The following is a 12,721-nucleotide window of genomic DNA, read 5'->3' on the forward strand; positions in this document are numbered from 1 at the left end:
CAGGGTTTCCCTTGCTAATGGTCTGCCACATATTCTGGTAAACAGCGGGTGGCATGTCGGGGTGGCGAACAATATTGTGAGGTTGGCCAATCAGCTCATCGCGAGTAAAACCACTCACCTCGATAAAGGCATCGTTCACATACTGTATGTGGCCGCGCTTATCGGTGGATGAAATTAAGCGCTGATGATCAGGAAAACGATACTCGTTTTGCGTGACGGGGTGATTATTTCTCAAAGGCCGATTTCCTATTTTAGATCTGAATCACTTTACTTTTAGCAATTGATCGGCAATGTATCACAATATTTTAGATGCATTCATAATGTTCTTTTAATAAGTGGTTTTGGGTTAGGTAAAAACGATGACGACTTAACGCCTGCCAGGGACTAACTCGCCGTAGTTTGGGAGGTATAAACGTTACAAAGTTTCGATTAAGACAATCTGTTTTTCCAATGAATTCCGATGTCTCATATTTTTGTAGGTCGTCTATAGTATATGCGCTGCTGTAACGTTGTTGTAATGAACACAATTAACGAAAGGGTTTTAAACCATGATGAAAACAAAAATACCGATGCTGTCGGCGGTTGCGCTGGCGGTTTCTATGGCGATGACCTCGGGCGTGGCTAACGCGCAGGGTGAACATTCCTATCACGTCAACAAAAACATGAATGAAGCTAAGGAAAACAGCTTCTGGTGGCCCAATAAACTCAACCTGGAGCCATTGCGTCAGCATAGCCCGGAATCAAACCCGTTAGACGAGGACTTTGACTACGCCGAGGCCTTTAATCAAATCGATCTGCAACAGTTAAAAGCGGACATCGAAGAGCTGATGACCACCGAACAAGATTGGTGGCCGGCCGACTGGGGTCATTATGGACCGTTCTTTATTCGTATGGCCTGGCATGGTGTCGGTACTTATCGTGTGCAAGACGGTCGCGGTGGTGGTTCTGGCGGGCAACAACGTTTTGAACCGCTAAACAGCTGGCCGGACAACGTGAGTCTGGACAAAGCGCGTCGTTTGTTATGGCCAATCAAGCAAAAGTACGGTCGTGCGATTTCCTGGGGTGACCTGATGACCCTAACCGGTAACGTTGCACTGGAAAGCATGGGCTTTAAGACGATTGGTTTTGCCGGTGGTCGTGAGGATGCCTGGGAACCGGACATTGTTTATTGGGGACCTGAGTCGGAATGGCTGGGTGACAATCGCTATAAAGGCGATCGCAAATTAGACAATCCGCTTGCTGCAGTGCAAATGGGGCTAATTTATGTGAACCCGGAAGGACCTAACGGTAACCCGGATCCGTTGTTAGCGGCAGAAGACATCCGCGACACATTCGCCCGCATGGCAATGAACGACGAAGAAACGGTCGCACTGATTGCCGGTGGCCATACCTTTGGTAAAGCACATGGCGCGCACAGCCCCGAAGAGTGTTTAGAAGCAGAGCCTGCCGCCGCGCCGGTCGAGCAACAAGGCCTGGGCTGGAAAAACAACTGTGGCAAGGGTAATGCTGAAGATACCATCACCAGTGGCTTAGAAGGCGCTTGGTCTGCTGCACCGACCCAATGGACCATGCAGTACCTGAACAACCTGTTTAACTTTGAATGGGAACAAACGCGCAGCCCGGCTGGAGCCATTCAATGGATTCCGAAAGACGGCCAGGCATCAAACTTGGTTCCTGATGCGCACGTCGAAGGCAAACGTTCAGCGCCAATCATGTTCACTACCGACTTGTCGCTGAAATTTGATCCTGAGTACCGCAAAATTTCAAAACGCTTCCAAGAAAACCCGGAAGAATTTGAACAAGCCTTTGCTCGTGCCTGGTTTAAACTGACCCACCGTGACTTAGGTCCGAAAGCGGTTTACCTGGGTGACGAAGCTCCGCAACAGGACTTTATGTGGCAGGATCCAATCCCTGAAATCGACTATACCCTGATTGACGACAATGACGTAGCTGACCTGAAAGAGCGTATCCTGGATTCTGGTTTAACAGTGCAAGAGTTGGTGCGTACGGCCTGGGCCGCAGCATCAAGCTTCCGTGCGACCGATTTACGTGGTGGCGCTAATGGTGCACGTATTGCGTTAGAACCACAAATTAACTGGCAAGCTAATAATCCGGACGAACTGAAGCGGGTATTGGCGGAACTAAAAGACATTCGCACTGACTTTAACGACGATTTATCCGGAGACAAACAAGTATCGCTGGCGGATACCATCGTGCTGGCAGGCGCAGCGGCAATCGAAAAAGCAGCGGCTGATGCAGGCCATGAGATTGAGGTTCCGTTTGTGGTCGGTCGTAACGATACCACACAAGACATGACAGACGAGCATTCGTTCTCGTTCCTGGAGCCAACAGCTGATGCTTTCCGTAACTATTACAGTGAAGAAAGTCGTCTGAATCCGGCACAAATGATGGTTGATAAGGCGGATACGCTGGATCTGACCGTACCGGAAATGACCGTCCTGATTGGTGGGCTACGTGCATTAGACGCCAACTACAAAGGTCAGAAGCATGGTGTATTTACTGACCAACCGGGCACGCTGACCAATGATTATTTCGTTAACTTGCTAAGCATGGATACCGAATGGTCTAAGTCAGAAGAGGATGAGTCTATTTTTGTTGGACGTGACCGCGCCAGTGGTGAACAGAAATACACCGCAACAACGGTCGATCTAATCTTTGGTTCAAACTCGGAACTGCGTGCAGTTGCTGAAATCTATGCACTGGATGACAGTAAAGAGAAGTTTGTCGAAGATTTTGTTCAGGCCTGGACTAAGGTCATGCAGTTAGACCGTTTCGACTTGAATAAGTCTTAATAACTGATTGCTCAAGAGCATAAAAAAGCCCCTCACAAACGGTGAGGGGCGAATAGGTCTAATCCAGGGAGTGGATTGTTTTGACGAGGTAAATACTACCTCGGTAATGTGACAAAATTACTACGCCACAGGTTGTCAGAGAGAAAAAAACAATCCATTCACTTATTGATTACTTTTTAAACCGCCAATTGGATCAGCGCAGTGACAATTCCCGGCGAAACGCCCAGCGCCATTAACACCGCAATACGGGCATTATTTTTAAAGCCTGCAATACTGGCAAATAACACGCCTTTTAATATTGTATTACTGGCACAGGCAAGCACGATAGCCAAGGCAGCGACGTTGTGCGATAAATCGGTTTGTGCGGATTTAGCCAACGACAGCGTTATGGCATCGACGTCCATCAAGCCGGATACAAGTGCCAAACTATAAACCCCCGCATCACCAAACCAATCTTTCATGGCTTCAGCCAGCAGCAATATCAGTGCTAAAAACAGGCCGAATTTTAACGCCGTTGATAACTGCAGCGGATTATTAAGCTCTAGCTCTGGTGCATCGTGATGGCCATTTTTTTGCTGTTCGCGTCTTAGCCATAGCAATACGAGCAATAGGCCGGTGAGCATGACTACCACCGGCAGCCACACACTGGCCAGTAAAGCGCGATTGACCACAAACACTTCGATCAATACCCTCGGGAACAGCAGAAGCCAACAGCATAGCGACGGCGTCGAGGGTATTGCCTTGTTGCTTTTGCGCGAAACGCGCCATGGTAACGGTGACCGCGGTCGATGACGCCAGGCCACCGGCAATGGCAGTGATGAGGGTACCGCGGTTTTGCCCCAACAGCTGGGTAAACAAATAACCGACAAAGGATAGCCCCGAAATAAGGACCACCATCCACCATGTCCAGTAAGGGTTTAACGCCTGCCATGGGCCGTATCCCTGATTGGGTAGCAACGGCAGTATAACGATGGAGATTAATAGCAAGGTAATGCCGGAGTAAAAGGCTTGAGGTGAAATTTTGCGCAATAGCGCGTGCAAACGTTGTTTATGGCCGAGTAAAGCGACCACCACGGCGGCGACACTAAGCGCAGGTAATGGATGGTCAGAGGCTGCCCACACCGCCAGCGCAAAGGTTATCAGCATCGAAAATTCAGTGGTAATGCCGGAGTCATCTGACATTCGGGTGTGGCCCAGATAGGATGCCGCGATTAACAAGGTAGTGACGACAAAACCGGTGATGATCAGTGCATTACCAAACTCTTGCCCCAACACCGCAAAGACGCCGCCAACCAGGCCTATAAGGCTAAAGGTGCGTACACCGGCGACGCGATCGCCGTCGTTACTATCGCGGCCGCTCCAGCCGCGCTCAATACCAATCATCAGGCCAATAGCCAAAGCAGCGAGCAACGATAATGCCAGCTCCAACTGATAGTGCATGGTTTGTCCTTAACCGCGGTTCGAATCTATGTATTAGTCGACTTTAATCGAGGTGCAGTGCGGGAAGCAAATAGTTTTGCCAAAGACTGGATTGGAATTCACGCCGAAATGCATTGAAGTGGCCAATACCTTTTAACGGTGTCATTGACGGGGTGAGGTCAATCAATGTCGAAGGGGCATTGGGGTAGTGAGCCAGCAGGTTTTCGATGTTTTCGCGCTTTAATAGCTCGTCATCGCTTACGTGAAAAGCCTGAATAGGCGCGGTGAAGTTCCGGTAGCGCTTGGCTTGCTCCGGCGTTAGGTGGTCGAATAAATAATCTTTACTGCGACACCAGCGGCTCCATTGACGCATCGCATTAGCCGGCATGTCGCCAACCATTCTGAGTTTTTTACCCGGAAAGTAACCCGCAATAGGCGTTGAAATGGGCACTGCAAAGTACCACAGCAACCAGGACGTGCGGCGCACCTGTTTGCTGGCATTACGCCAATAGCCGGTACCACTGGCTACCGTGACGACTTTATCGATGTGTACTGCGTTATCTGCCAGTGCCAGCAGTTGCCCACCTAAACTGTGTGCCAGATAAAACAAGGGTTGTTCGCCCTTGCACTCGGCAGCATAAGCTAACACCGCATCAATATCCTGTTCTGCCCAGGCAAAGATATCGGTATCAATTTGCTGTATCGGTTTATCCAGTGACTGGCCAATGCCGTAATAATCAAAGGTAATAACGCGATAGCCCTGTTCGCTCAGCCACTTTGCTAATGGCTGATAAAACCGTTGCTTAACACCCAATGCCGCGGCAATAACCACGGTTGCTATGGGGGTTGACTGGGGCGCAAAGCGAACACAATGCACATAACGGTCGTTGGCCGTCAATTCAATACTTTGCATGGCAGCTATTAATTAGGGAGAACAGCATTAAATGGCTTAACGGTGACTTTTCTATAAACTCCGGCCGCCCAGTAAGGATCCTCGTCAGCCCATTGCTGCGCCTGTTGCAACGAATCAAATTCAGCAATCACCACTGAGCCGGTAAAGCCCAGTAAGCCGGGATCTTTCTCGGCAATGGCAGGGCAGGGGCCGGCGACTAACAAGCGCCCGTCCTGCTGCAGCGCATTAAGCCGGGCCAGATGATCAGGTCGCGCCTGCTTACGGGCTTCCAGTGAGTTTTCATGATCTTCGGCAAAAATAACGAACCACATCATTGTGTTTGCTCTTCCTGTTCTGCATGGCGATACATGTACACGCCGGTGCCGATAGTAAACACCAGGGTAATACCGAGAATGCCAAAGACCTTAAAGTTTACCCAGGCTTCCTGGCTCCAATATTCAGCGATATACAGATTCAACGCTGCCAACGCACCACAAAAAATAATCCAGGCGTAAGTTAATTTGTTCCAGGCGTGTTCAGGTAGCTTAATATCTTTGCCCATCATGGCTTGTAGCGGACTGCGTTTTTTCCATAACAAGCCACCCAGTAGTAGCGCGGCGATAGCGACATAAACCACCGATACTTTTAACTTAATAAACCAGTCATCGCGCAAAAAAAGCGTGACTGCGCCGAACACCATCACCACCCCTAAAATGATCCAGTGGCGGTTGGTTACGGGCTGTTTCAGTAGTTTCAGCCCCAGTATTTGTAGCACCGTACCGGCCATCAAAACGCCGGTGGCGACATAAATATCCGCCAATTTATAGAACACAAAAAATGCAATGATTGGCAAATACTCTAATACCAGGGCCATCTAATTCTCCTACGACTACTTAGGTGGCAGACTTCATCTGCGCGACAAATTGCTTAAGTTGTTCGGTTTGCTGCGCTTCATTGTCGAGGTTTTTCTCGATAATGGCAACCACTGCCGAGCCACTGATAGCACCATGGGCACCTGCGCCCAGCGCCTTTTGCACATGCTCTGGTTGTGAAATACCAAAGCCCAGTAACACCGGCGGTGCGCCATGTTCTGCAAGTTTATCGATTAGCTCAGAAGCAGGTGCCTGCATTTGCGTTTCGGCGCCGGTTACCCCAGCACGACTTAATAAGTACACATAGCCCGAACAATTTTCGGCGACTTGTTGCAGCAATCGGTCGCTGGCATCGGGCGGGCAGATAAACACGGCATCAATCTGGTGCTGTTTGGCAATATCGGCAAAACGAGCGGCTTCTTTGGTGGGAACGTCGGCGATCAGTACCGAATCGACGCCAACATCCTGCATTTTGGCATAAAAATTTTCAGCGCCTTTGGCATAAATTAAGTTTGCATAAACCAACAAACCAATGGGGATATCCGGTGCATAGGCGCGAACTTCGCGTAAAATCGTTAATATGTCGTCAAATCGGGTGCCGGCATCTAACGCGCGCAGGTTGGCGCGCTGGATTACCGGCCCGTCGGCGACGGGATCAGAAAACGGCAGTCCCAGCTCCAGCGCATCAGCGCCACCATCGATTAACGCTTTAATGATCGCCAAACTTTGTTGCGGATTGGGATCGCCGATGGTTACAAAAGGGACGAATGCGCCTTTGCCGTTTTGTTTAAGTTGGGCAAACATCGATTCATATCGACTCATGACTGCGCCTCCTGTTGCGCAAAAATTTTACGGACATGGTCGATGTCTTTATCACCACGGCCGGATAAATTAAGTAACAGAATTTCGGGTGCATCGGGCTCAGCCGCACGTTTTAGTGCGTAGGCCAGAGCATGAGCTGACTCCAGTGCCGGGATAATACCCTCATGGCGAGACAATAACTGGAATGCCTCCAGCGCTTCGTCATCAGTGACGGATTCATAGCGCGCGCGTCCGATAGCTTTTAAATGCGCATGCTGTGGGCCGACGCCGGGGTAATCCAGCCCGGCGGAAACGGAGTAAGACTCCTCGATCTGACCCTCGTCAGTCTGCATCAAAAACGAAATGCAGCCATGTAATATACCCGGTTTGCCGGCGGTCAGGGTAGCGCCGTGGTGAGCAGTTTCTACGCCTTTACCGGCAGGCTCTACGCCAACCAGGGCGACGTCTTGTTCGTCGATAAAGTCGGCAAACATGCCAATGGCATTTGAACCACCGCCGACACAGGCGATCACTTCGTCGGGCAAACGTCCGGCTTGCTCAATGATTTGTGCTTTAGCTTCTTCGCCAATCATACGGTGAAACTCGCGTACAATAGTCGGAAACGGGTGTGCGCCGGCAGCGGTGCCGAGTAAATAGTGGGTATTTGGGTAGCTGGCAGTCCAGTCACGCAAAGCCTCGTTAACGGCGTCTTTGAGGGTGCCACTACCAGTATCAATAGGCACCACTTTAGCGCCCATTAATTCCATTCTGAAAACGTTAGGCTGCTGCCGTTCCGCGTCTTTTTTGCCCATATAAATAATACATTCGAGATCAAGCAACGCGCAGGCAAGGGCGGTGGCAGTGCCATGTTGACCGGCACCGGTTTCGGCGATAATACGGGTTTTACCCATGCGCTTGGCCAACAGTGCCTGACCCAGAACCTGGTTAGTTTTATGGGCACCACCGTGTAGTAAATCTTCGCGTTTCAGATAAATTTTTGTGTTATTCGGCGACGTTAGCGGCAGATTGCGGCATAAGCTCAGTGGTGTCGGCCGGCCGAGGTAATTCTTCAGCAGACCACGAAATTCAGCCTGAAACTCTTCGTCATCTAACGCATCCACAAAGGCCTGTTCGAGCTGATCTAATGCAGGCAACAGAATTTCGGGTACAAACTGGCCACCGAAATCGCCAAAATAGGCGGGAAATGTGCGACTCATACAGCCTCCTGAGTACGGGTAAAATGGGTGTCGTTGTGGTGTTCTGAACTAGCAAAACGACCGTAGCGACGAATTTCGGAAAATAATTGCTGAATCCTGGCGGCGTCTTTTACGCCTGCCTGAACTTCTAATTTTGAACTACTGTCCACCCCGGCTACACCGCAGACAAGGGCGCTGGCCACATTGTCCGGGCTGATGCCGCCAGCCAGTAAGCAGCGCTGGCGCTGGCCCAGGCCGAGTTGTTCAAGTGCCGACCAGTCAAAGGTTTTGCCGGTGCCGCCGTTGCCGTTATCCAGCACTAACCGGTCAATACGGTCAGCATGAGGTAAATGATTCAAATCGGCGGCGCTGTCGACTCGGATGGCCTGCCATAATTGAATGTGCTCTGCACCGGCAAGCTTAAGCTTTTGGCGCAGCTGACTAACGTAGTCGATGTCCTCGTGGCCATGTAGTTGCACCGCATACAACTGCAAGTCCAGCGCCGTTTGCGCCACTTCATTTAAAGGTTGATCTGAGAATACGCCGACATACCGCAAGTCTTGCGTAGCAGCCATCACCTGCCGCGCCTGCGCCGTATCAACACAGCGTGGTGAGCGCTCGGCGAATATCAGGCCACCATAACGGGCGCCTGCCACTGCTGCATTTAAGGCATCTTCGGCACGGGTTAGGCCACAAACTTTGTTGTCGCCAAAAATTAATGAACGGCAGGCGGCGTCAACGTCATTTTGCGCGCTCAGTGCGCTGCCGACTAAAAAGCCATTCACGTGTGGTGCGACGTGACGAATGTCCTGATGCGACGAAAAACCGGATTCTGCAATTAACAGTGCATTTGCCGGTGCCAATGGTGCCAGTTCCGCACTGCGTTGCGGATTAATCGTCAGGTTAGTCAGGTCGCGGTGGTTAATACCGATGATACTGGCTCCCAAACTAGCCGCACGTTGCATTTCCTGTTCGCTGGCAACTTCCGTCAAAATATCCATGTTAAGCGCGTCGGCTATCTTTGCCAGGCGCTGATACCGGGCATCGTCGAGTACCGACAACATCAATAATACGGCATCGGCACCAAAATATCGGGCTCGATAAACCTGCTCTTCGTCGACAAAAAAGTCTTTACATAACACCGGTTGATGTACCGAAGCGCGCACCGCTGTCAGATAGTCAAGGCTACCCTGAAAATAGTCGGGCTCGGTTAACACCGAAATAGCAGCGGCATAGGGCTGGTATGCACGCGCCAGAGTGACCGGGTTAAAATCGGGCCGAATCAGTCCTTTCGACGGTGATGCTTTTTTACATTCCAGAATAAAGCCGGCCTCGGGTCGCGACAGCGCGTCATAAAGACTACGGTCGCTCGGCTGCAATTGGTCTTTGTAGCTGGCTATCGGGTAGCGGGCCGCGAGTTCGGCATTTTGCTGTGCCTTATCATCTACAATACGCTGTAATACATTCTCAGACATGATACGTCTCCTGTGCCTGTTGTACCCGCTCAAGGTGTTCGCTTGCTACACCGCTATGGATGTGCGCCAGGGCCGCTTCGGTGGCAGATTTGAGGTCGCTGTGTTGGCCGGCCAGGTAAAGAATGGCGGCAACATTCATGGCAACCGCCTGGGTTTGCGCAGAACTTGCTTTACCCCGCAAAACCTGTTGCAACGCACGCGTATTAAAGTCGGCGTCACCGCCTTTAAGTTCGCTTAACGGCGCTTCGTTTAAGCCAAAGTCGGCCGGCGTTAGCCTGTACTCACTTAACTCACCGTTGTTGAGTTCGGCAACCTGGCTGGGGCCATGCAATGCTAATTCGTCAAGGCCGCTGCCGTGCACAACCATGGCGCGTTTAACCCCCAACCGCTGCAGCGTTTCTGCCATCGGTTTAACCCATTCCGGACTGTAAACCCCCAGCAACTGTGCATCGGGACGAGCCGGGTTGACCAGTGGTCCTATCAAGTTGAATAGTGTACGTGTTTTCAGCGTCTGACGCACCGGCATGGCGTATTTTATACCGGGGTGATAATGCGGTGCGAACAAAAAGCAAAAATGGTTTTCCGCAAGTTGAGTCGCGGCATCACGCGGATCCAAATTGGTGCGTAGCTTCAGGCTTTCCAGTACATCGGCAGAGCCCGACCGCGATGACACGCTGCGGTTGCCGTGTTTAGCAACACACAGGCCCATGGAGGCAGAAACCAGTGCAGCGGTGGTGGAAATATTGATGGTATTACTACCGTCGCCGCCGGTACCACAGCTATCGACAACGACCTGATCGGGACGATTAAAGGGCTTACAGACATCCAGTACCGCTTCTGCGGCGCCTGCCAACTCTGCCGGCGTCTCGCCGCGCATTTTCATTGCTACCAGCGCAGCACTGATTTGGGTATCGTTAAGTTCGCCCTTAACCAGACGTTGAAAGAAACCTTTGCTGTCTTGCTGCGACAGCGTTTTACCTTCTAAAAGTTGATTTAAACTGTTCATACGGCTTGATCCTGTAACTGCTGCGCGAGCAAAAATTGCATACTATTGGCCAAAAGCTGTTTGCCCTTGGGTGTTAACAGTGATTCGGGGTGAAACTGAAAACCCAGCGCCTGGCCCTGGTTAAATTCGGCTGCCATGGGAATTTTGTTGACCTGTCCAATAACCGCTATGGTGTCGGGTAAGTCATAACCGCTGAGCGAGTGATAACGGGCAATAACACAACGGTGATTGTTGCTGACGGCATCAAAAATAGGATGCTCAACGGTGCTCATTTGTGCCGTTTTGCCGTGCACGACCTCGCCACAACGCGCCACTCGTCCGCCATTAAATTCAATCAACGCCTGAAAACCAAGACAAATGCCGAGCATGGGGTAGCGACCGTGACAATGGCTAATAACCTGCATCAGGTTACCGGCCTTACTCGGGTGACCCGGACCCGGTGACAGGCAAACAACCTGTTTGCCCGGGTAAGCGCTGAGGTCATCAATAATGGTTTGTGCAGCAACGGTGTTGCGATAAACCACTAATTCATAGCCAAGCTGTGCCAGTTCATCGACCAGGTTGTAGGAAAACGAGTCAATGTTGTCGATTAACACAATCCGGGGAGCATAAGTGAGTTCAGTCATTACGCAACCTCCGTTGTTTGTGTCTGTTGAATCGCCAGAATCACTGCTTTGGCTTTATTCTCGGTCTCGGCGACCTCGGCATCAGGATCGGAGTCATACACAACACCGGCACCTGCCTGCACGATGGCCTGATTGTTTTTAACAAAGGCGGAACGAATCACAATGCAGGTATCCATATCGCCATTGCCGGCTAAGTATCCTACCGCGCCGCCGTAACTGCCGCGACCTTGTTGCTCGACCTGTCGAATCAAGCTGGCTGCACTGACTTTTGGAGCGCCGGTTAGGGTGCCCATATTCATGCAAGCGCGGTAAGCATGCAGCGCATCGCAGTCGTTGCGTAATTGACCGACAACACGCGAAACTAAATGCATAACCTGCGAGTAACGGTCGACTTTTAATAAGTCCGCAACATAGCGGCTGCCGGGCTGACAAATGCGGGCAAGGTCATTACGGGCTAAATCGACCAGCATTAAGTGTTCAGATAGCTCTTTTTGATCCAGCCGCAACTCCAGTTCGAGTCGTCCATCGATATCCAGGTTAATCGACCCATCGGGGTTTCGACCGCGAGGGCGCGTACCGGCTATCGGATACAGCTCGACCTGATTGGTTTGCTGTTCGTATTTAAGCGCTGACTCGGGTGATGCGCCAAACAGGCAAAAATCCGGGTGACTCATAAAAAACATGTAGGGGGACGGGTTATTGATTTTCAGTTGTTGATAGGCTGTCACCGCATTCTGACACGGTAATTTGAATTGTCGTGACGGTACCACCTGAAAAATATCACCATCCAGAATGTGTTCTTTAAGCTGGGCGACCTGTTGTTTAAATTGCTCTGCCGAGGGCGTTGCATCGACCGACTCGGTGGTTTGGTTTGCCGGCCGCTCGCTGGTATCCGCTCTGACCGGCATCTGGCACTGCGCCGCAATGGCGCCAATACGTTGCGTTAACTGCTGGTAGCGGGATTGTTCGTCGGCGCCACGAAAAAAGCTGCCGAGTAACTCACTGCGATGCTGTTCGTGATCAATAACGAGTAGCGTTTCAGCCAGGTAAAAAACGTAATCGGGGCAGTCGTTGTCGCCTGCGGGTACCTCAGGTAAGGATTCGTAAGTGGCAACATAGTCGTAACCAAAAACACCCCCCAGAAATACCGCAAAGGGGTGCTGGCGTGCTTCGTCATTATCCTTGCCAAGCCGTTGCTGCAAAATGCGCAGTGGCTCGACGTTCGATACGGCTTTAAGGCGCTGATCTTCGGTTAAGTTGTTAGCCGGCGCGGCGAAGGTCAATGTTAACGACTGGGTGTCAGCGACCAGGTTAACGCTGTCGGGCAGGTTACCCGCTAAAAAATCGAGTAACTGGCGGCCATTATCGCTGTCCGCCTGCACCGTCACCTGTTGCCCGCGGCAAGTAATCGTTAGTGCAGAATCAATCAGCAGTAAACTTTTTACCGCGCGTTTAGTGCCGATATCCGCTGAGTCGAGTAACAAGTGGCGCCCATCGACCGTGCACAGCGAGCGAAACACGCTGTCGGTGTCGGCTTGATAGGGAATTTGAACCCGAATACTCTCTACTTTGCCTTGGTTACCTAATTTTGAATTATCAATCGTCTTCACAACTTGCTTCC

General features: G+C 51.1%; 10 protein-coding genes and 2 pseudogenes. 1 reads left to right on the forward strand and 11 read right to left on the reverse strand.

Annotation, left to right across the window (positions count from 1 at the left end):
• Positions 1-61: 61 nt before the first annotated feature.
• Positions 62-139, reverse strand: a pseudogene (locus tag KZ771_RS01990) (hypothetical protein); the annotation flags it as partial.
• Between the two features lie 409 nt (positions 140-548).
• Between KZ771_RS01990 and katG the strand changes: the two are divergent.
• Positions 549-2,813, forward strand: coding sequence for a catalase/peroxidase HPI (gene katG / locus KZ771_RS01995; RefSeq protein WP_290654206.1), 2,265 nt, complete (start codon positions 549-551; stop codon positions 2,811-2,813).
• Between the two features lie 176 nt (positions 2,814-2,989).
• Here katG and KZ771_RS14300 read toward each other — a convergent pair.
• The 10 genes and pseudogenes from KZ771_RS14300 to KZ771_RS02050 form a co-directional block, all read right to left on the reverse strand.
• Positions 2,990-4,253, reverse strand: a pseudogene (locus tag KZ771_RS14300) (MgtC/SapB family protein).
• Between the two features lie 43 nt (positions 4,254-4,296).
• The gene (locus KZ771_RS02010; RefSeq protein WP_290654208.1) at positions 4,297-5,145 is read right to left on the reverse strand and encodes an alpha/beta fold hydrolase; all 849 of its coding nucleotides are present in this window, start codon (positions 5,143-5,145) and stop codon (positions 4,297-4,299) included.
• A gap of 8 nt (positions 5,146-5,153) precedes the next feature.
• Positions 5,154-5,456: a YciI family protein gene (locus tag KZ771_RS02015; protein ID WP_290654799.1), complete on the reverse strand. Its 303-nt coding sequence runs from the start codon at positions 5,454-5,456 to the stop codon at positions 5,154-5,156.
• Positions 5,456-5,998, reverse strand: coding sequence for a septation protein A (locus KZ771_RS02020; RefSeq protein ID WP_290571474.1), 543 nt, complete (start codon positions 5,996-5,998; stop codon positions 5,456-5,458). The genes KZ771_RS02015 and KZ771_RS02020 overlap by 1 nt, the downstream gene beginning before the upstream one ends.
• 19 nt (positions 5,999-6,017) lie before the next feature.
• Positions 6,018-6,818 carry a tryptophan synthase subunit alpha gene (gene trpA, locus KZ771_RS02025; RefSeq protein ID WP_290654209.1) on the reverse strand — a complete coding sequence of 267 codons (801 nt, stop codon included), beginning with the start codon at positions 6,816-6,818 and terminating at the stop codon, positions 6,018-6,020.
• Positions 6,815-8,014: a tryptophan synthase subunit beta gene (gene trpB / locus KZ771_RS02030; protein ID WP_290654210.1), complete on the reverse strand. Its 1,200-nt coding sequence runs from the start codon at positions 8,012-8,014 to the stop codon at positions 6,815-6,817. Before trpB ends, trpA begins: the two co-directional genes overlap by 4 nt.
• Positions 8,011-9,468, reverse strand: a complete 1,458-nt coding sequence (trpCF, locus tag KZ771_RS02035; protein WP_290654211.1) for a bifunctional indole-3-glycerol-phosphate synthase TrpC/phosphoribosylanthranilate isomerase TrpF — start codon at positions 9,466-9,468, stop codon at positions 8,011-8,013. Before trpCF ends, trpB begins: the two co-directional genes overlap by 4 nt.
• Complete coding sequence (gene trpD, locus KZ771_RS02040; RefSeq protein ID WP_290654212.1) at positions 9,461-10,474, reverse strand: anthranilate phosphoribosyltransferase; 1,014 nt, start codon at positions 10,472-10,474, stop codon at positions 9,461-9,463. The genes trpCF and trpD overlap by 8 nt, the downstream gene beginning before the upstream one ends.
• Entirely contained in the window at positions 10,471-11,100 is a 630-nt protein-coding gene (locus KZ771_RS02045; RefSeq protein ID WP_290654213.1) for a gamma-glutamyl-gamma-aminobutyrate hydrolase family protein, read from the reverse strand. Before KZ771_RS02045 ends, trpD begins: the two co-directional genes overlap by 4 nt.
• On the reverse strand, positions 11,100-12,710 hold the full coding sequence (locus KZ771_RS02050) for an anthranilate synthase component 1 (protein ID WP_365996498.1): 1,611 nt from the start codon (positions 12,708-12,710) through the stop codon (positions 11,100-11,102). The genes KZ771_RS02045 and KZ771_RS02050 overlap by 1 nt, the downstream gene beginning before the upstream one ends.
• Between the last annotated feature and the right edge of the window lie 11 nt (positions 12,711-12,721).

The organism is Idiomarina sp. (assembly GCF_019431395.1).
Lineage (GTDB): Bacteria > Pseudomonadota > Gammaproteobacteria > Enterobacterales > Alteromonadaceae > Idiomarina.

Bases quoted from the DNA above. Each gene is read 5' to 3' on its own strand.
- katG (WP_290654206.1), top strand. From the start codon at position 549: ATGATGAAAACAAAAATACCGATGCTGTCGGCGGTTGCGCTGGCGGTT.
- KZ771_RS02010 (WP_290654208.1), bottom strand. From the start codon at position 5,145: ATGCAAAGTATTGAATTGACGGCCAACGACCGTTATGTGCATTGTGTT.
- KZ771_RS02015 (WP_290654799.1), bottom strand. From the start codon at position 5,456: ATGTGGTTCGTTATTTTTGCCGAAGATCATGAAAACTCACTGGAAGCC.
- KZ771_RS02020 (WP_290571474.1), bottom strand. From the start codon at position 5,998: ATGGCCCTGGTATTAGAGTATTTGCCAATCATTGCATTTTTTGTGTTC.
- trpA (WP_290654209.1), bottom strand. From the start codon at position 6,818: ATGAGTCGATATGAATCGATGTTTGCCCAACTTAAACAAAACGGCAAA.
- trpB (WP_290654210.1), bottom strand. From the start codon at position 8,014: ATGAGTCGCACATTTCCCGCCTATTTTGGCGATTTCGGTGGCCAGTTT.
- trpCF (WP_290654211.1), bottom strand. From the start codon at position 9,468: ATGTCTGAGAATGTATTACAGCGTATTGTAGATGATAAGGCACAGCAA.
- trpD (WP_290654212.1), bottom strand. From the start codon at position 10,474: ATGAACAGTTTAAATCAACTTTTAGAAGGTAAAACGCTGTCGCAGCAA.
- KZ771_RS02045 (WP_290654213.1), bottom strand. From the start codon at position 11,100: ATGACTGAACTCACTTATGCTCCCCGGATTGTGTTAATCGACAACATT.